Below are 19,003 nucleotides of genomic sequence, written 5' to 3' on the forward strand. Positions count from 1 at the left end.
CCGGCGAGGGTGCAGACGAGGGCGCCGGCCGTGGCCGCCGACCCGCGTCCGCGCTCGACCCGCCGCGTGGTGGTCATCGACCCCGGCCACGGCGGCAAGGACCCCGGCGCGCACGGCGCGGCCGCCCGCGAAAAGGACGTCACCCTGGCCGCCGCGCGCGAGCTGAAGGCCCGCCTGGAGCGGACCGGCCGCTATCGGGTGGTCATGACCCGCGAAAGCGACGTCTACATCCCGCTGGAGACCCGCGTGGCCCAGGCCCGCCGGGCCGAGGCGGAGCTGTTCATCTCGATCCACGCCGACGCCGGCGACAGCGCCTCGCTGCGCGGGGCCAGCGTCTACACCCTGTCCGAACAGGGCTCCGACCGAGCCGCCCGGCACGTCCTGAACGGCGAGAACTGGGTGCGCGACGTCAACCTGCCGGGCCGCGACGCCTCGGTGAACCGCATCCTGCTGGACCTGACCCAGCGGGCCACCCGCAACCGCTCGGCCGCCTTCGCCCGGGTGCTGCTGGAGCGAATCGGCGACCGCACGGCGCTGCTGCAGCGCAGCCACCGCGACGCCGGTTTCGTGGTCCTGCTGGCCCCCGACGTGCCGGCCGTGCTGCTGGAAATGGGCTTCCTGACCAATCCGGACGACGAGCGCGCCCTGAACGATCCGAAGCGCCGCGCCCGCCTGATGGACGGCGTGGGCGACGCGATCGACGCCTATTTCGAGCACGAATCCCGCTACGCGTCGGTTTCCAGCGGCCAGTGAAGGCCGCTGACGGCCGGCGACAGGGGCGCGGCGTCGCGCCCCAAGGACGCGGGCCTCTTTGCCTCTTACGCTGGACCCGGTAAGACCCTTAGGGGGCGTCCTCTCGGAGGTTGTGGGTGAAGTCTGCCGAACGTTGGTTCGCCATGGCGGGCGTCGCGGTGATGAGCGTGGTGGCCGTGGCCGGCCTGGCGCTGGCCATCTACGCCGCCTGGCTGTTCCACGACATGCCCGATGCGGGCGAGCTGGCCGAATACCGGCCGGCGACGGCGACGCGCGTCTACGCCTGGGACGGCACGCTGATCGGCGAATTCTCGCGCGAGCGGCGAATCTTCGTCCCGTATGACGAGATCCCCCCGGTCGTGGTGCAGGCCTTCCTGGCCGCCGAGGACCGCAACTTCTTCCAGCACGGCGGCATCGACGTCGGCGGCATGGGCCGCGCGGTGGCCAAGGCGCCGCTGAACGTGGTGCGCGGCCGCAGGCTCGAAGGCGGCTCGACCATCACCCAGCAGGTCGCCAAGAACGTCCTGCTGTCCAACGAGCCGACCCTGAGCCGCAAGCTCAAGGAAGCGATTCTGGCGCGGCGCCTGGAGGCGACGCTCGAGAAGAAGCAGATCCTCGAGCTGTATCTGAACGAGATCTTCCTCGGCTACCGGTCGTACGGCGTGGCCTCGGCCGCCTACAACTACTTCGGCAAGCCGCTGAACAAGCTGACCGTCGCCGAAGCCGCCTACCTGGCCGCCTTGCCGAAGGGGCCGAACAACTACCATCCCATCAAGCACAAGGCGCAGGCCAAGGCCCGCCGCGACTGGATCATCGGCGAGATGGCCCAGATGGGCTGGATCACCCGCGAGCAGGCCAAGGAGGCGCTCGCGCAGGACCTGGTGGTCGAAAGCGCCCCGTCGCGCGCCAAGTACAAGGACGCCGACTTCTTCGTGGAGGAGGTCCGCCGCCGCGCGCTGGGCCTGCTGGGCGAGGAGGTCAACAAGGGCGGCTACTACATGCGCACCACCCTGGATCCGCGGCTGCAGACCGCGGCTCGGGTGGCGCTGATGGACGGTCTGGAGAATTACGACCGCCGTCACGGCTGGCGCGGGGCCTGGGGCAATGTCGAGATCGCCCCGGGCTGGGAGAAGCAGGCCCTGGCCAAGAAGCCGCCGGCCGAACGATCCGACTGGCGCGCGGCCATCGTCGAATCCGCCGGCGCCGACGTGCGCGTCCGCCTGCCCGACGGGGCGAGCGGCCACCTGGCGCCCGAGGACGTGGCCTGGGCGCGGGCCGGCGCGGGCCTGAAGCATGGCGACCTGATCTTCGTCCAGCCGTCGGGCGGCGGCGCGTACCGCCTGCGCCAGGTGCCGGCCGTCAACGGCGCCCTGGTGGCGATGGAGCCGTATTCCGGCCGGGTGGTGGCGATGGTGGGGGGCTACAGCTACTCGCTGTCGAACTTCAACCGCGCGACCCAGGCCATGCGTCAGCCCGGTTCGGCCTTCAAGCCGTTCGTCTACGCCACGGCGCTGGAAAACGACTTCACGCCGGCCAGCATCGTGCTGGACGCGCCGATCTCGTTCACCGACCGCGCCGGCAACGTCTGGTCGCCGGAGAACTACCACAAGAAGTTCTACGGCCCGCAGACCCTGCGCAAAGGCCTGGAGCTGTCGCGCAATGTCATGACCGTGCGCCTGGCCCAGCAGGTCGGCATGAAGAAGATCCGCGAGAACGCCATCCGCTACGGCGTGGTCAAGGACATGGCGCCGGTGCTGTCCATGGCGTTGGGCGCGGGCGAGACAACGCCCTACGACCTGACCGCGGCCTACGCGATGTTCACCAACGGCGGTCGCAAGATCCAGCCGCACATGATCGAGCTGGTCGCCGACCGCGACGGCGAGATCGTCCACAAGGCCGACGGCCGCCGCTGCCCCGGCTGCGCCCGCGGCTTCTCCGGCGACGAGAGCCCGCGCATCGTCCCCGGCGGCGAGCAGGTGATGGACCCCATCACCGCCTACCAGATCACCTCGTATCTCGAGGGCGTGGTCCAGCGCGGCACCGCCGTGCAGGCGCGCGTGCTGGGCCGTCCGGTGGCCGGCAAGACCGGCACCACCAACGAGTACCGCTCGGCCTGGTTCGTCGGCTACACGCCCGACCTGGTCGTGGGCGTGTTCATCGGCTTCGACGACAACCGCTCGCTGGGCGAGGGCGAAGCCGGGGCGGTGACCGCCGTGCCGGTGTTCGTGAACTTCATGACCGACGCCATGAAGGGCAAGCCGATCCAGGAATTCCCGAAGCCGAAGGACGCCAAGTTCGTGATGGTCCGCGGCATCGAGGAGGCGTTCCGCCCCGGAACCGAGCCCAAGCCGCGGGTGTTCGAGCCCGACGCCGGCGTGGCCGCCGGCCCGCAGGCCTATGACGACGTGTGGCGCGACGGCCAGGTCTCCGGCGCCGGCAGCGCCGGCGAGGCGGCCCAGCCCAAGCCGGCGCCGAAGAAGGTGCCCGAAGACCTCAACGGTCTGTACTGACGCGGTTGTGGCGCGGGGCGTCCCGCGCTATCTCCCGCGACCCTGCGTCGGGCCTGTGGCCCGACGCTACTCTGAGCGATAGCGACGGCGCGCCAGGTGGCCCGCCTGTCAGGAGCGAAGCTGATGCGCGCGGATGTCGAGGCCATGGCGGCCGACATCGAGCAGTCCGTAGGACTGCTCAGGAGGCGACTTTGACTGGGATGTCGCCCTTAGACGTCTCGACGAACTGAACGCCCGGGTCGAAGACCCGACCCTGTGGGACAAGCCTGAGGAAGCCCAGGCCGTCATGCGCGACCGCACCCGCCTCGGCGGCCAGGTCGAGACGGTCCGCGCGCTCGAGCGCGAGCTGGCTGACGCCATCGGTTATGCCGAAATGGCCGACGAGGAGGGCGACGAGGCCACCCTCGAGGAGGCGCGCGCCCAATTGCGTTCGATCAAGGAGCGCTCCGGCCGGGCCGAACTGGAAGCCCTGCTGGGCGGCGAGGCCGACGGCAACGACGCCTATCTGGAAGTGAACTCCGGGGCCGGCGGCACCGAGTCCTGCGACTGGGCCTCGATCCTGCTGCGCATGTACACCCGCTGGGCCGGCGCCCACGGCTACGAGGTCGACTTCATCGAAGAGACCGGCGGCGAAACCGCGGGCATCAAATCGGCCACCATCCAGATCAAGGGCCCCAACGCCTACGGCTGGCTGAAGACCGAGTCCGGCGTGCACCGCCTGGTGCGCATCTCGCCGTACGATTCCAGCGCGCGTCGCCACACCAGCTTCGCCTCGGTCTACGTCTCGCCCGTGGTGGACGACACCATCGAGATCGAGATCAACCCGGCCGACGTGCGCACCGACACCTACCGGGCCTCCGGGGCCGGCGGCCAGCACGTCAACAAGACCGACTCGGCCGTGCGTCTGACCCACATCCCGACCAACACGGTCGCGGCGTGCCAGACCGAGCGCTCGCAGCACCAGAACCGCGACAAGGCGTGGAAGATGCTGCGCGCCAAGCTCTACGAACTGGAGCTGCAGAAGCGCGAGGCGGCCGCGGCCGCCCTGGAGGAGCTGAAGACCGATATCGGCTGGGGTCACCAGATCCGCTCGTACGTGCTGCAGCCGTACCAGATGGTGAAGGACCTGCGCACCGACGTGGAGACCTCCGACACGCAAGGCGTGCTGGACGGCGACCTCGACCCGTTCATGGCCGCCTCCCTGGCCCAGCGCGTCGGCGCCACCCGCGACGCGGCCTGACCGCGGTCACAGCCTGACTGAACGAGCCCCGCCGGAGCGATCCGGCGGGGCTTTGTCTAGGGGCGGCGACGTCGGATAGTCGCGCGCGAGGCGGAGGGACCGATGAGCTCTGCAGCTGAAGAGCGGCGCAAGCCGACGATCGTCCAGGCCGGCGAAGGCCGGACCTACCACATGGGACCGCTGCAGGCGGTGTTCAAAGCGGACGGCGGCGAGACCGGCGAGCGGATGTCCGTCTCGGAATGGTGGCTGGAGCCGAAGACGGCCGGACCGGGCGTGCATGCGCACGACGACGAGCACATGTTTTATGTGCTGGAGGGCGTGCTCTCGCTGTGCCTCGACGGGGATTGGATCGATCTGGCGCGAGGGGCGTACGTGATCATCCCCGGCGGGACCCCTCACGATTTCCAGAACCGCGGCGACGTGCGCGCCGGCTTCATGGCGGTGAACGTTCCCGGCGGGTTCGAAGGCGCGATGGCCGGAATCGAGGCCGACCTCCGGGCGAGGGACCTGAAACTCTGAGCTCCGCGTTTGCTTCTGGGGAAGGCGGCTTGGCGGATGCGTGCGTGGCGAGCTAAGGCTCGGCGACTGTCAAACACGTCTCCGAAATGACCTCCCTCACGTTGCGCCCGATCGATCTCCCGCGAGATGGTGATCTCGTCATCCGCTTCGTGCGCGAGGTGTTCGCCCTGTCGTTTGACGACGACCGGTTCACGCGCGAGTTCGGCGCGGACGGCGCCGGGTATCTCTCCTGGCTGGAAGGCCGGCTCGCCGGAGATCCGGCCGAGGCGAGCTTCGCCCTCGACGGCGGCGAGGCCGTCGGCCTGGTGCTGACCGGCCGGTTCCACGCGGATCCGGCGCTCGGCTACGTCTACACCTACTATCTGGCGCCCGAGGCGCGCGGGCGGGGCTTCGGCGAGGCTCTCGACGAGCATGCGATGGCGGCGCTGCGCGCGCGCGGCTACGCCCGTGCGCGTCTCAGCGTCGCCGAGAAGAACCTGCCGGCCATGCGGTTCTACGCCAGGCGCGGCTGGGCGCCCGTGGGTCCGCGCCCGGACCAGCCGGGCGTGATCTACATGGAGAAGCCGACCGGGGCCGGCTTGTAGTCCTCACCCGGGCGGCGGCGTCAGGTTGCCTGAGACCAGCGTGTACCACCACGCCATGGCGACCAGCGAATACACCGTGGCGCCGCCGCGGAAGCGCGCGGCGATCACGCACAGGAGCGGCGCGGCGACGACCTGGGCGGCCACCCAGATCAGTGCGTTCGTCCGCCCCGCCACGGCGAACGCCAGGACCGACGGGAGCGCCAGTACGCCGGCCTGGAACGCGATCTGGACGAACAGCTGAACCCGGATCGGCCAGGGGCCGAGCACGCTGGGCGCGATCAGGCTGCGCAGGGCGCCTTGTTCGAACGCCGCGCACACCTCGGGCCAGCGCAGCATGACCAGGCCCCAGCCGAAGCCGAGAGCGATGGCGCCGACGCGATCGTCCGTGTGCAAGGCCTGGAACACCACGGCCACGACGAGGGCCGCGAGGACGGCGAGCTGCTTGCCCCACAGCTGACGGAAGATCACCCCGGTCAGGCCGAAGCGCGCGCTGAGCGCGGCCCCGATCTTCGCCGCCGACCAGCCGGCGCGCACGCGCGGGACAAGCGGCTTGAGGCGCGGACCCGACAGGACAAGCGCCACGCCCAGGCCTGCGCCCGCGAACGCCACGCGCCTCAAAACGAACGCCGCGCCGCCGGGCGTGCTGAACAGATCGCCCAGGATCCGGGTGGCGATCGCCGTATGCGCCTTCAGGCCGCCCAGGATGCCCATGTTCAGGTCGCGGGCGGTGTAGCCGTCGATCAGGAGCGGCCCCACGAAGTGCGCGCCGCTCAGGTCGATGTCTCGCGACATCGCGGTGGCCAGGACCGTGACCCAGGCGACGAAGGTCGCCCCCATGAACAGTCCCGGCCGGGTCGCCAGCCGTATGGAGAGCAGCGCGTAGAACGTGGCCGAGATCCCCGCGCCCGCCACGCCTAATCCAAAGGCCCAGGAGGTGAAGACCCAGAGCGCGCCGAGCGTGTCGCCGCTCGCGCTCAGGACCGCCCAGGCGCGCGCCAGCGCCCCCGCCCAGATGGCGGTGAGAAGGAAGATCCCGACCCCGAAGGCCGCGATCCAGGCGCCCAGCGCCACGCGCCACGCCGGCGCATTGGCCACGCCGTAAACCGCGCGCCAGGCGGCCATCGGCGCGACCACGGTCATGGCGAGCACCCCGAGCGCGCCGCTGAAGGCGGTGAATTCGGCCCCGGTGATGAAGCCGATGACCGCCGGGGTGTAGGCCAGGGGGCTCTGGTGGAAGGTCAGGGTGGCGTAGCCGGCGCCCGGATCGGGCAGAATCAGAAAGCCGGCGCTCAGCGCGAGCATGATCGTGGCGAGCAGCGCGCGGGGACGCCGCGCCGCCTCAAGCCAGATCAGCCGGGAAAAGGTGAAGGCGCCCATCCCGGTCAATGGTCCGCGATCGCCGCGGACAGCTCGTCCAGGGAAAACTCCGCCGCGGGCTTGAGGCTCAGCGGCTGACCACGGCGCAACAGCAGGATGGCGTCGGCCGCCGCCAGCGCCATCTCCAGGTCGTGGGTGGCGACCACCAGGGCGGCCGACTGGCCTCGCGTTTTGAACGCGGCCCAGAACCGGCGGCTCGCGGCGTAGTCCACTTCCGAGGTGGGTTCGTCCAGCACGATCAGCTCGGGGGCGCCCAGCAGCGCCTGCGCCGTCATGGCCTTGCGCTTTCCGCCGCCGGAAAGGTTGGCGAGGCGCTCGTCCAGCTGGCCGGAGAGACCCAGTTCCTCCGCCACCGCGGCGACCTTCGCCCCTCGGTCGGACAGGCCGCGCAGGTCGCAGCACAGGCTGAGGAATTCGCGCAGCGTGATGGCCAGGTCGAGGTTGCGCTCCTGCGGCCCGTAGCCGACACGACCCTTCTGGCGCGCAGCCCGCGCGGTCGAGACGCCGTTCCATCCGGCCTTGCCGGTGTTGGGGGCCTTGGCCCCGGCCACGACCCGCAACAGGGTGGATTTGCCCGTCCCGTTGCCGCCGATCACGGCCAGCAGGCCCTTGGGCCAGCTGAAACTCACATCATCAAGAATTTGCAGCCGGCCTTCGCGGCGGCCGAGGTGCTCAATGGTCAACATGGTCTGCGCCGTTTGGGTCGGCCGCAGCTATGACCAGTATTCGACCGCCGGGATAGTTAAGCTTCGGCAATCCGCGCGCGTCGGAGCGGCGGCTCACATGAGCGTCACGTTGCCTGTGTTCGGCTCCAGCATGAAAAGCCGCCCCGTGCGGTCGGCGAACAGGACGGCGCCGGTCGTGCCGCGCGCGATGCAGGTCAGGTCCAGGTCGGTGGCGTGCTCGACGACGAACTCGCCGCCGCCGCTGGATCGCGCGACCAGGGTGCGGTCCACGCCCTCCGACGACGGGACGGACCTCACGAACGGGCGCTCGAAGTCGCAGGCCTGGAACTGCCTCGGGCTCGGCGGGGGCGCCTCGGGGGCGTCCGCGAAGGCCCGCGCCGCCTTGCGCTCGGCCACGAGGCTCCAGTCTTCCACGGGCATCGGCGCCCCGGCGGCGTCGCGGATCTGGAGTTGGTGGGCGAGCGGCGTGAGCGCCCAGCGGCGCGCGTGCGCCGGGGCGGGAAGGTAGGAGCAGACGCGGGCCACCAGCTCGCGCGCGTTGGCGAGGGTCCACAGCTCCAGCACGCCGGCGCGTTCGGGGCTGACGTCCAGGGTCAGCCAGCGGGGAGTCCCGGGCGCATGGACGAAGGCGAGGGCGCGCAGCCTTTCGGTCAGGGCGCAGGACCAGGCGAACTCGATCTCGGGTGCGGGCGCGCACAGCTTGGGCAGGTCGAGCGCGCCGATCTCGCCGCCGATCTGGACCATCCACTGCGTTTCGGAGGTCACGTCGTGGGCGGCGGCCAGCTTCACCCGACCGATCGGGTGCAGGGTGCGCGTATGCGTCGCCAGGCGGGTCAGCAGGGACGCGCCGTCGGGCTGGCGCTGGGCGACGATCACGTGCGGGCCAGAGCCGACCGGCACGAGCGCGGTCACGTCGCTGAGGTTCGTCTGCCAGAGCAGGCCGCCATGCCGGTCCAGCAGTTGCAGCAACCGGCTTTCGCGCCAGACGAGGACGTCCCCCGTTCCCAGCAGACAGCCGCGCCGGATCGCCGGCTTGACCGACGATGCGGGCGGGATCCGGTAGATGCGCACGGGCGGAGCGGGGCGGCGCTGCAGCTTGGTGATCTTGCCGAGATCGTAGGCCAGGACCGGCGCCTCGGCCCGCTCGAGCAGCGCCCTCACGGCGTCCAACTCCTTTTGGCCCAGACGCTCGGAGCCGGCCGAGATCAGCGACCGCGCGAAAGCCTCGAACAGCGGAGCGGCCGCCTCGCGCCAGAACGGTTCCTGTTCCGGGCGCAGCGGCTGGGCCAGCCGCCCGAAGGCGTGCAGCGTCTCGATCAGCGTGCGCCCGGCGTCTTCGACCTCGCCGCGCATGGCCGCCTGCAGCCGCTCCAGGGCCTGGGCGAACACGCCGAAGCCTCGGAAATGCGCGTCCTCGGGGAAGTCCTGCAGGTCGGCGCCTCCGTCCCAGGGCGCCCCCAGCACGGCGCGCACCGTCAGCTCGGCGTCGGCGCTCCCGCCCGCCTGTTCGAGACCGGCGACCAGCCAACCGCGCCGGCGCTCGAACAAGGCGTCGTCGGCGTCCTTGGAGGCGGCCAGCAGGTCGGTGACCTGCAAGGCGCGCAGGTGCTGGCCGGTGGCGGCCAGCATGTCGGTCCAGGCGTCGAGGACCGCGCGGTGGAAGCCTGCGTCCTTGCCGCGGCTGTCCTCCGCCAGCTCGTCGAAACAGGCCGTGCGCCTGGCCAGGGCCAGGGCGGCGTCCCGCTCGCCGCCCATGTAGAGCAGGCGGATGGTCAGGGCCGGGGTCTGGTTGCTGTCCGCGGAAAGCTTGGCGGCCTCCAGGAAGGCGCCGCCGCGTTCGAGCGTCTTCACCGCCTCGAGGTGGTCGCCCAGCAGCTTTGAGCGGATGTAGGCGGCGCGCCGGTGATCGCCTTTGTCCTCGAGCTGCTTGGCCAGTTGGGTGTATCGGGCCCACATATCGCCGAAGAGCCGGCCGCCGAGGATCGGGGCGACGCCCGACGAACGCTCAATGGCGAAGTCGAGGGTCGCGCGCATGCCCGGCAACCCGGTCGGAAACAGCTTGCGCGCGGCGTCGCCGCCTTTCGAGGCCAGGCTCATCGCGAGCCTGAGCGCCCCGTCGATGTCGTTCGACGCGATCATCTTCTCGACCAGGTTCATCCGCTGCCCCAGGCGGGCGCGCAGCTGGTTTCCGAACGGGCTGTGCCACTGCAGCCAGCCCGCCAGGTTCTGCAGCACGCCGGGCTCGCCATCCTTCGCGGCGCCGGAACGGCCGCGTGAGCCCGGTCCTGAGCCGCCCGCGCCGGGCTGGAGCAGCTGGCTCAGGATCGAGCTGAGCCTGGTGCGGTCTTCCAAAGCCTTGAGACGCGCGTCGGCGGACTTGATCAGGTCCTCGCCGGTGCGGCTGGCGGGAACCTTGGCGCGGGAGATGCGGGCGAGATCGGTGGCGGCGCCGCTCGTGCGAGCGGCCGCGGAGCGGGTCTGGCGATGGACGTGCAGCCGCGGCGGATCCCACAGGCCGGCCAGCGAAACCAGGCTCAGAGCGTCGAGGCTGAGCCCGTAGCGACGACCGCCCCAGAGCAGCTCCAGGCGTCGCGCCGGCCCGGAAGGGGCAGGGGCCGTGGCGGGCGAGCTGTCCCGCTCGGCGAAGCTCGTCAGGAGACCGCCCGGCTTGAGCCGCAGCGGCAAGGCGCTGGCCGGAACGCGTCCCTCGATCGCCACGGGTTTGGCGAAGAGGGCCACGACCACCTCAGGCGCTTCAGCCGATTGATCGAGACGGCCGCGCCAGATCCGCCGCAGGTGATCGCGCAGGCTTCGCAGGTCGGGCTCACGCCCGTCGGGTCCGAGCACGAAGGCGGCGCCGTCGCAGGGCGCGCCGTGCGGCAGGGTGGGCGTCGCCGGGAACGGCACCTTCGCCGCCCGCTCGGCCCGCCTGACCACGTGACTGTGTCTAGCCATCGAGAACCCCCGTCTCGACCTGGGCGGCGTCGGCGGACAGGGTCGCGAGGTCGAACGCCGTCAGCTTCGGTTTCGAGGACGACTTGTCCCGACGCAGGTGAAGGATTTCGTCCGGTCGGCCTGACAGGTCCGTCGTGACGGCCCAGAAGCCTCCGTCGTCGGCGATGTCGATCCGCGCGACGCCGAGCGCGCGATCGCCGAGGTTCATCGGCTCTCGACCGCCGCTCTCCTGGCCGCCGCGATACGTCAAGGTCCTGAGGTCGCCGCGGCCGCCCCGCCGTGCGTCGGACCAGATGCGCGCGACGACAGCCTCGTCCACGATCCGGGCCGAAATCACCGTCTCGTACGGCTTCAACTCCAGCTTCAGACATGACGACGGGACGACCGAGCCGTCCGCAGGAGCCGGGCGCGCGACGGTCCAGGTGTTGGGGGCCAGCGCGAAGGCGAGGCTGCGGTCCGTCCGTGACAAGGCCATGCCGTAGAGCTTTCCCCCTGGGTCCTGATCGCCGGTCAGGAAGGCGTCGACCTGGCCGCCGACGGTCTTGTGGACGTCCACGCCGCGCGGGGACCGGAACAGGGCATGGCTGCCGGTGGACCAGAGGATGGCCTCGCGCTTGTGGACCGCGTTCATCCGCATGGTCCGGTCGGTCCCGATGGTCAGGTCGAAGGGGCTCCCGTGCGTGGAATAGAACCGCAGGGCCGGACCCGGCTCTCCCAGAGTCGGGACGGCGTAGGCGTGCTGGCGAGCGAACATCCGCGCCGGGACGTCCGCCTCGGCCTCGACGGCGAGGGCGGGCGTCCCGTGCAGGCGGACCTGCGACAGCTGCACCGTTTCCCGTCCGTGCCTGCTCCGGTGGAGCAGCATCGTCAGGTGGCCATGCCGCTGGCGGACCCCCGCGAGCAGGGCGTCGGCGGGCAGGGGGATGAAGACCTTGCTCCAGACGGCGAACTGATTGTCGAACTCCAGGACCAGCAGCCCCCGGGCCATGCGAACGACGAGGGACTTTCCGCTCGTCATGGCGAAGTACTGCGGGGCCCATCCCGACGGCTCGCGCCGGATCGGCGCGGGCAGGGACGGGCCGGTCGTGGGCGGCGGAGCCAGTGGACGCAGCGGCGTGCGCAGCGCCGAGACGCACACGCCGTCCGGCGGGAAGGTCGCCTTGGCGCGGGACACTTCGCGGCCGCCCTCGCGCACCCGCAGCTCCACCGTCCGGGGCTCTCCACGCCGAGGGGCGTCGACGGCGAAGACCAGGCCGTTCTCCGCGCCCTGCAGGGCGCCGCCGCGCGAGCGCGCGCCGATCATCCAGTCGACCGGGCGAAGCCCGCCGGTCGCGAGCTCGCCCGCGTGCAGATCCGCCCACGCCGCAGCCGCGTCCTCGGCGTCCTCGGCTGTCATCTCGCGGAAGCTCGCGGCCCGCAGTAGGCGCTTGACCGTGTTCGGCGACACCGCTTCGAACCAGACTGCGCCTTCCGCCCGCGGCAGGAAGCACCAGTGAAGCTCGGCCCTCCGCTGCGCGGCGGTGCGGGCCAGGAACAGCAGGGCGGCGAGCGCCACAATGCGGCCGTGGCCGATGGCGCCGGGCCCGACCGAGATCATGGCGCGATAGACGGCCCGCGCGCCGGGGTCGGCGTATTCCTTCTCGTGGAAGACGGTCTCGCCTTCGGCCAGCCGGCGCAGGAACTCCAGCGGCGCCTCGGTGCGCAGCAAAAGCTCGCTCTGGACGACGTGGTCGATGTCGCCGCGCAGGGTCAGGCCGCCGAGCCCTTCGAACTCGCCGCGGATCGCCGACTGGCGCGGGTCGACGGGGCGCGCCAGGCGCTCGAACTGTTCGAGCTGGCCGTACAGCACTTCGAGCAGCGGCTCGGACAGCCGCTCCAGCACCGGGACGAAGGCGGCGTAGGCGGCCGGCAGCCGCGGCGTGGCGCGCGCCGGCGCGGTCATGGTCGATCCTCCCCGCGAGGGGCGGCGTGCTCGACCAGATAGACGTCGGCCTCGCCGGTGATGTCGGCGCTCCCGAAGCGCGGCAGGCAGACCGTCGGGGCGCGCAGCCCCTCGCGCTCGCCCAGGCCGGCCCAAAGGTCGGCTCGAGCGTGGTCCGGCGCGTCCAGCACGGCGCCGACCGGCAGCCACCAGCCGGGCGCGGCCTCGTACAGCGGCGTGGCGTCGCCCATCCGGGGCAGCAGTCGATCCTGCTCTCCGGGCAGGGACGCGGCGAACACCACGGCCCAGTCGGCGCTCTTCGCCACCGGCAGCACGGCGGCCAGACGCGGCCGGGCGGCCAGGGTCTCGACCAGTCGCCCGGCGGCTTCGGCTCCGACCGCGATCATGGCGCCGACCTCCTGGACGGGGTCGGTCCGACGCCAGCGCATCAGGCGGTCTCCAGGACCGCGGGGTCTGACGCAGGGGCTGCGGGCTCCTGCACGGCCTTGCCGGTCGAATGGCCCTCCAGCAGGGTCTCGACGCTGGCCCGCACGGCGCGCAGGTGCTGGGGCAGGGTCTTGCTGTCGAAGGCGGCGTCGATGCGGGTCAGAAGCGTCTCGAGGCGAACCAGCCAGATCTCGTAGAGCGGGTCCGTGGCCAGCGCCGGCCGGGACTCGAGCAGGGTGGCGGCCTGCTCCGCCAGGTGCGCCGCGTGCGCGGTCGGGCCGTAGGTGGCGCGGGCGACGCTCTCGGTCAGCACGGGATTGCAGCTCTGCTTCAGCTCGGCCTGCAGCAGCTCCTTGAGGTGCTGCTGGTGGTCGCGCGACTGGACCAGATAGCTGATCGGCCACAGGTCTTCCGGCCCGGCGGCCGAGGCGCCACGCAGCAGGGCGGCGGCGGCGATCAGCTTCTGCGCCTTGACCACCTTGCGGTCCGACAGGGTCGCCCCGGCCAGCCGCGCCTTGCGCACCACGTGGGCGTAGGTCTCGTAGACCGGCTCCAGATCGACGCGCAGCGCCGCGGCCTGCAGCTCCGCGATCATGGCCATGCTGAGCGCCCCGGCCGGCTCGCCGCCGCGGGCTTCGCGCCAGCCGGCGCGCAGCAGGTCCGGCAGCTGATCCTCGCCCACGGGGTCGACGAAGGTGGTCAGCAGGAAGCGGTCGGCGAAGGCGGCCAGCGCCTGGTCCTCGGGCAGGGCGTTCGACGCCGCCACGCAGGAGATCAGCGGCGCGGTCATGCTGAACTGACCGCGGCGATAGGTGCGCTCGTTGAGGATCTTCAGCAGGGTGTTCAGGATCGCCGTGGACCCCAGGAAGATCTCGTCCAGGAAGGCGATGTCGGCTTCCGGCAGCATGCCGGCGGTGACCGGCTGAATCTTGCCGTCCTTCAGCGCGTTCAGGTCCAGGCCGCCGAACAGCTCCGAGGGCTCGGTGAAGCGGCCGATCAGGTATTCGAACGAGTGGGCCTCGACGCTGGCGGCGATCGCCTGGACCACCGCGGACTTGCCGGTGCCGGGCGGGCCGATCAGCAGCACGTGCTCGCGGCAGATCAGCCCGAGCACGATCAGCTCCAGCACGCCGCGGCGCGCCACGAAGCGTGCGCTCAGAGCGTCGAGGTGCGCGTTGATCCTGTCCACGGCGGGCTTCACGCCCGCCCCGTTCCGCGTCTGCATTCGGTCCCCCGTCCGACTGCCACGCGTACGCGGATAATCGGTCTTACTGGTTGAACCGATTTCTGATGCGCGTCGGGGCTGCTTTCAAGGGCGTGGGCCCGCCATCAGGACGCCGCAGCCTCGAAAACCGCCAGCTGGGCGTCGAAGGCCCGCTTGAATGCGGGCCGGGCTTCGCCGCGGGCGACGTAGGCCAGGACGTTCGGATGCGCGTCCAGCAGGCCCGAGCCGTTCAGCCGGCGCAGGACCGTCACCATCAGCAGGTCGCCGGCGCTGAACGCGCCGTCCAACCAGTCGCGGCCGGCGAGGTGGTCGGAGAGCTCGCCCAGCCGGCCGTGGACCCGGCCCTCGAGCATCGGCAGGCGCTCCGCGTGCCAGGGTTTGTCGGCTTCGAACAGGATCGCCATGCTGCGCTCGACGATCGGCGGTTCGATCGTGCTCTTGGCCGCGAACATCCAGGCGACGGCGCGCGCCCGGGCGTCGGCGTCGGCCGGCAGCAGGCCCGGGTGACGCTCGGCGATATGCAGCACGATGGCCCCGGACTCGAACAGGGTCAGGCCGCCGTCCTCGTAGGTCGGGATCTGCCCGAACGGGTTCAGCGCCCGGTGTGCGGGCTGCTTGATCTCAGGGAAGGTCAGGAGACGGACGTCGTAGGGCTGACCGGCTTCCTCGAGCGCCCAGCGCACCGGCATGTCGCGCGCCAGCCCCCGTCCACGATCGGGCGACCGCTCGAAGGCGGTGATGGTCGGGTTCATGGACGAGCTCCTGCCTCTTCGTTTGCTGTCCCGAGGACGGACGGGCCGTGGGGCTTGCGACAGGCCGTCTGACTTTAGTCGCGGGCCGGCGCGAAGGCCCCGTCAGAACGAGAAAGCCCCGCCGGATCGCTCCGGCGGGGCTTTGTCTTCGCGTGTCGGTCGCGGCCTTAGGCCGAGGCCGGCTTCAGCTCGATCAGCTGGCCCGCGTCCACCGGGGCCGGCGCGGGCACCGGCTGGGCGTAGGACGGGGCGCTGAAGCCCATCGACGGGGCGGCTTGCGGGTGGTGCGAGACCGGGGTCGGTTCGCCCTTGCGCACCTGCAGGCAGCGGCCCTGGAAGTAGGCGCCGACGTCGATCGACAGCTGCTCGTGGCTGATGTCGCCGTCGACGTAAGCCGTGCCGAGCAGCTTGACCTGCTTGCCGACCACCGCGCCGACGATGCGGCCACGGACTTCGACGATGTCGGCCTGGACGCCGCCTTCGACGTTGCCGGTCTCGCCGACGGTCAGTCGGCCGACCTTCACGTCGCCGCGGACGGTGCCGTCGATGTGCAGATCGCCGGCGCCCGAGACGTTGCCTTCGAACACGAGATCCGAGGCGAGGACGGAGGCCATCTTGGCGGCCGTCGGCGTGGGAGCCTTGCGCGGGGCTTGAGCGTTGAGGTCCGGCAGCGGCGGGACCGGAACGGGAGCGCTTTCCTGGCGAACGGGCTTGCTAGTCTTGCTGAACATAGTCTCCGGCCTTCACGAAGCGAGCGGGGTTTTGAGGACGACCGTTCACCCAGATTTCGTAGTGCAGGTGAACGCCGGTGGAGCGGCCGGTGGAGCCCATCGCGGCGATGCGCTGGCCCACAGCCACACGCTCGCCCGGGCGGACCGAAAAGGCCTGCAGGTGGGCGTAGCGGGTCTTGAACCCACCCCCGTGGTCGATCTCGACGGTGTTCCCGTAGCCCGAGCGCACGCCCGTGAAGGACACGACGCCCGGCGCCGTGGCCCGGATGGGGGTCAGGAACGGTCCGGCGAAATCCAGGCCCGAGTGCAGGGCCGGGTGGTGGTTGAACGGATCGAAGCGCAGACCGAAGCCGCTGGTCTGGCGCACGTCATAGGCGGGGCGCGCCAGCGGCAGCTTTTCGGCCGCGGTCGCCAGCGAACGCATTTCGGACAGGTTGTCGGCCGCGTTCTGGATGCGCGCGGCGAAGCCCTCGTCCACGTCCAGGATGGAGGCCAGCGCCTTGGGATCGCGCGCGTCGACCAGCGGGCCGCCCAGGCCCGTGGCCCCGCGGCCGGCGTAGGAGCCGGGGTTCAGGCCGGCCAGGCGGAAGGCCAGGCGCAGGCGTTCGGCCCGCGAGGTGGCGAAGTTCTCGGCCTTGGCGAGCAGGCGCTCCTGGTCCATGCGCACGGCCAGCACGCGCTCGGCGGCCGGACGGGTCTCGGGCAGGGGCGGGGCGGGGGCCAGGGCCTGCTCGGCCCCGGGCACGCCCTTGAAGTTGGCCATGACCATGGCGAGGGCCGCGTGGCGGTGCTCGACCGCCTGGGCCAGTTCGTCGACCGAGCCGGCGGTCTCGCTGAGCCGGGCGACGGCGCCGTTCAGGCGCGCCTGACGGTCGGCCATCAGGCGTTCGTACTTGGCGGTCACGCGCGCGATCTCGCGGTCGGCGCTGGAAGACGCCAGCGAGGTGAACACCATCGACCCGGTAGAGAGAATCATCCATCCTGCGAGCACGGACGCCGTGCCCGCCAGCATGATTTGCTTGCGCGTGCTGAGGATGTAGCCCCGGGTCTCGCCCCCGGAGCGTAGGTAGACATGCCGTTCGGGGAACAAACGTTCCACCCAATGACGCATACGCGTCACGCGTGCGCTGTCCATGCCTGGAACCCACCTCGTCCGCCCGAAATATGCCTTAAACGGCTCCGCTCGCGCAAGGGCTACGGCTCGGGTTAACCACGATCCGTCGGCGCACGCCTGTCAGGCGGTGCGGTGGGCGGGATTCTTCGCCGGAGGAGGGTAAATCGCGACCCTTGGCGAGGTTCCCGCTCTGATGTCGGCTCAAAGAACGCCGAAATGGTTGCGAAGTCGCTAACGCGCGACGGCGTCGGGCCGAACTGGCACACCGCCGCGGCGCCGGTCGTCCCGGCGTGTCACCCGCCAGGCGGCAGGTCTCGCCCGGCCAGCGGGCGGACTCGGGTCAGCAGCGTCTGGAACGTCCGCCCGGGCTCCTCGATCATCGGCAGGTGGGAGCTGTTCTCAAACCAGACGACGCTTTTGCGCGGCGCCTTCACGCGCTGCAGCCAGTCCGCCGCGATTTCGGACGGCGTGGTGGTGTCATGGCGTCCCAGGAACAGGAAGACCGGCACGTCGAGCGCGCGGACGTCCTCGAAGGAGAGGTCGGCCAGCTTCGGCCACATGGTCGTCATGCTGAGGTCGCTGCCCGCGTCCCACGCCTTGCGGTCGTCCAGGCCGTATTCCGGCGAGAGGCGGCCCATGTGGATGTAGAAGTCGCTGTCGCGGCGGCCGGCGGCCAGGCCGCCGTAATAGACCGACCATTTGCGCTCGACTCCGGTCTTGGCGACGTCGAAGTCGCCCGGGCCGGGATAGGGGGCGATGCCCTCGAGCTCTTTCACCGCCTCGGTGTTGCCGTCGCGCCGGGCCTGGTCGAGCACCGTCGCATAGCTCTGCTTCTCGTTTTCCTGGAAGTCGATCAGCTGGCCCATGCCGATGTAGGCGTAGAGCAGGTCCGGGCGCTTGATCGCGACGGAGAGTCCGACCGCCGAGCCCCAGCTGTGTCCGAGCAGGAAGATCTTCCGCTTGCCGTAACGCGCGCGCAAGAGCTCGATCAGCTCGATGGCGTCGTCGCGATAGCGGTCGGGCGTCAGCGTCGCCGCCATCGCCTGGGGATCGTTCAGGCGGAAGGATTTTCCGGCCGCGCGCTGGTCCCACTCCACCACGGTGAAGTAATCCTCCCAGGGCCGCTGGAACGACCATGAGATCGGCAGTTCGACCGAGGCCGGGCCGCCGTGGATATAGAGCAGGATCGGGTTGGCCCGGTCGGCGCCGCGCACGCTCACATACTGGCGGGCGCCGCCGAGCGTGGCGATGAAACTCTCCTGAACGCCGCCCGGGGTGACGATCCGATCGAAGTCCGTCACCAGAGCGCGGCCCGGCGAATAGGTGTCGGCGGGGATGCTGGGCGTCACCGGTTCCACGGCCGAGGGAGGCTGGGCGACCGCCGCTGAGGCGAGCAGAGCCGTCGCGACGGCCGCGAGCGCGCCGTAAGTCGTCTTGTTCACACCTGTTTCCCCCCTGCGAGAGCGCAGCGCGCTTTTGTCCGGGACGCTTACTGATGAAGCTCGAGTGACGGAACGCACGCTCGCGCTCGCTCGCGAGGCGATGGGAGCTTCGCGACCTTAGCGCGGGGAGGGCAAATCGAAGCCCTGGCGGATAACCCGCACTAATGTGGGCCCAGAGAACAACGAAATGATTGCGAAGTCGCCATGTGGCTGCGGCGTCGGGCCGCCGTTCAGGCGGGGTTCAGTTCCTTTGCGGCTTTGAGAACCTCCGCCACGTGTCCCGGGACCTTCACCTTGCGCCACAGCTTCTGGATCACGCCGTCCTTGTCGATCACGAAGGTCGCGCGGTCGATCCCCATGTACTTGCGCCCGTACAGGCTCTTCTCGACCCAGGCGCCGTACGCCTCGACGGTCGCGCCTTCCGGGTCGGCGGCCAGGCGGACGTTCAGCTGATGCTTGGCCTTGAACTTGTCGTGCTTGGCGGCGGTGTCCTTGGACAGGCCGATGACGATCGCCCCGGCGTCGGCGAAGGCGTCGGCCGCATGCGTGAAGTCGATCGCTTCTTTTGTGCAGCCGGGCGTGTCGTCCTTAGGGTAAAGGTAGAGGACGACGGTGCGGCCGCGGAGCTCGGACAGCTTCAAGCGACCGCCGCCGTCGGCGGGGAGGTCGAAATCGGGGGCTGCGGAGCCGGGGTGGAGCTCGCTCATCGTGCTCTCCTGAACGGGGTTGTCGCGCGCGGCGGAACAT

General features: G+C 70.8%; 16 protein-coding genes. 5 read left to right on the forward strand and 11 right to left on the reverse strand.

Features of this window, described 5'->3' with window-relative positions:
* The 5 genes from G3573_RS07335 to G3573_RS07355 all read left to right on the forward strand — a co-directional run.
* The coding region (locus G3573_RS07335; RefSeq protein ID WP_163260434.1) for an N-acetylmuramoyl-L-alanine amidase at positions 1-753 on the forward strand (753 nt) is incomplete at its 5' end.
* Between the two features lie 110 nt (positions 754-863).
* Positions 864-3,263 (forward strand): penicillin-binding protein 1A, encoded by a 2,400-nt coding sequence (locus G3573_RS07340; protein ID WP_163260435.1) that lies wholly within the window; start codon positions 864-866, stop codon positions 3,261-3,263.
* A gap of 123 nt (positions 3,264-3,386) precedes the next feature.
* Positions 3,387-4,503, forward strand: a protein-coding gene (gene prfB, locus G3573_RS07345; protein ID WP_163260436.1) for a peptide chain release factor 2 whose coding sequence is annotated in 2 segments (ribosomal slippage) — positions 3,387-3,455 and positions 3,457-4,503 — 1,116 coding nt in all. Because the reading frame shifts where the segments join, the coding sequence is not laid out codon by codon here.
* Between the two features lie 102 nt (positions 4,504-4,605).
* Positions 4,606-5,022: a cupin domain-containing protein gene (locus G3573_RS07350; RefSeq protein ID WP_205598131.1), complete on the forward strand. Its 417-nt coding sequence runs from the start codon at positions 4,606-4,608 to the stop codon at positions 5,020-5,022.
* A gap of 86 nt (positions 5,023-5,108) precedes the next feature.
* Positions 5,109-5,606 carry a GNAT family N-acetyltransferase gene (locus G3573_RS07355; RefSeq protein WP_163260437.1) on the forward strand — a complete coding sequence of 166 codons (498 nt, stop codon included), beginning with the start codon at positions 5,109-5,111 and terminating at the stop codon, positions 5,604-5,606.
* A gap of 3 nt (positions 5,607-5,609) precedes the next feature.
* On the opposite strand, the gene G3573_RS07360 is transcribed toward G3573_RS07355, so the two are convergent.
* The 11 genes from G3573_RS07360 to G3573_RS07410 all read right to left on the reverse strand — a co-directional run bounded on the left by G3573_RS07360 (position 5,610) and on the right by G3573_RS07410 (position 18,963).
* A complete protein-coding gene (locus G3573_RS07360) occupies positions 5,610-6,983 on the reverse strand; it encodes a hypothetical protein (protein WP_163260438.1) in 1,374 nt (457 codons plus the stop codon).
* Positions 6,984-6,988: 5 nt separating this feature from the next.
* On the reverse strand, positions 6,989-7,669 hold the full coding sequence (locus G3573_RS07365) for an ABC transporter ATP-binding protein (protein WP_163260439.1): 681 nt from the start codon (positions 7,667-7,669) through the stop codon (positions 6,989-6,991).
* A gap of 93 nt (positions 7,670-7,762) precedes the next feature.
* A complete protein-coding gene (locus G3573_RS07370) occupies positions 7,763-10,624 on the reverse strand; it encodes a hypothetical protein (RefSeq protein ID WP_163260440.1) in 2,862 nt (953 codons plus the stop codon).
* Positions 10,617-12,566, reverse strand: a complete 1,950-nt coding sequence (locus tag G3573_RS07375) for a hypothetical protein (RefSeq protein ID WP_163260441.1) — start codon at positions 12,564-12,566, stop codon at positions 10,617-10,619. Before G3573_RS07375 ends, G3573_RS07370 begins: the two co-directional genes overlap by 8 nt.
* Positions 12,563-12,994 (reverse strand): hypothetical protein, encoded by a 432-nt coding sequence (locus tag G3573_RS07380; RefSeq protein WP_163260442.1) that lies wholly within the window; start codon positions 12,992-12,994, stop codon positions 12,563-12,565. The genes G3573_RS07375 and G3573_RS07380 overlap by 4 nt, the downstream gene beginning before the upstream one ends.
* Complete coding sequence (locus G3573_RS07385; protein ID WP_205598132.1) at positions 12,994-14,217, reverse strand: AAA family ATPase; 1,224 nt, start codon at positions 14,215-14,217, stop codon at positions 12,994-12,996. Before G3573_RS07385 ends, G3573_RS07380 begins: the two co-directional genes overlap by 1 nt.
* Positions 14,218-14,321: 104 nt before the next feature.
* Positions 14,322-14,969, reverse strand: a complete 648-nt coding sequence (locus G3573_RS07390) for a glutathione S-transferase family protein (RefSeq protein WP_163260443.1) — start codon at positions 14,967-14,969, stop codon at positions 14,322-14,324.
* Positions 14,970-15,136: 167 nt separating this feature from the next.
* Positions 15,137-15,583 (reverse strand): polymer-forming cytoskeletal protein, encoded by a 447-nt coding sequence (locus tag G3573_RS07395; protein WP_240454570.1) that lies wholly within the window; start codon positions 15,581-15,583, stop codon positions 15,137-15,139.
* 100 nt (positions 15,584-15,683) lie between these two features.
* Positions 15,684-16,835, reverse strand: a complete 1,152-nt coding sequence (locus G3573_RS07400) for a peptidoglycan DD-metalloendopeptidase family protein (RefSeq protein ID WP_163260445.1) — start codon at positions 16,833-16,835, stop codon at positions 15,684-15,686.
* A gap of 272 nt (positions 16,836-17,107) precedes the next feature.
* Positions 17,108-18,256, reverse strand: coding sequence for an alpha/beta hydrolase (locus G3573_RS07405; RefSeq protein WP_205598133.1), 1,149 nt, complete (start codon positions 18,254-18,256; stop codon positions 17,108-17,110).
* A 230-nt stretch (positions 18,257-18,486) separates the two neighbouring features.
* Positions 18,487-18,963: a peroxiredoxin gene (locus G3573_RS07410; RefSeq protein ID WP_163260446.1), complete on the reverse strand. Its 477-nt coding sequence runs from the start codon at positions 18,961-18,963 to the stop codon at positions 18,487-18,489.
* Positions 18,964-19,003 lie beyond the last annotated feature (40 nt).

The sequence above is a fragment of the Caulobacter sp. 17J65-9 genome (assembly GCF_010975005.1).
In the GTDB taxonomy this organism is placed as follows: Bacteria; Pseudomonadota; Alphaproteobacteria; order Caulobacterales; family Caulobacteraceae; genus 17J80-11.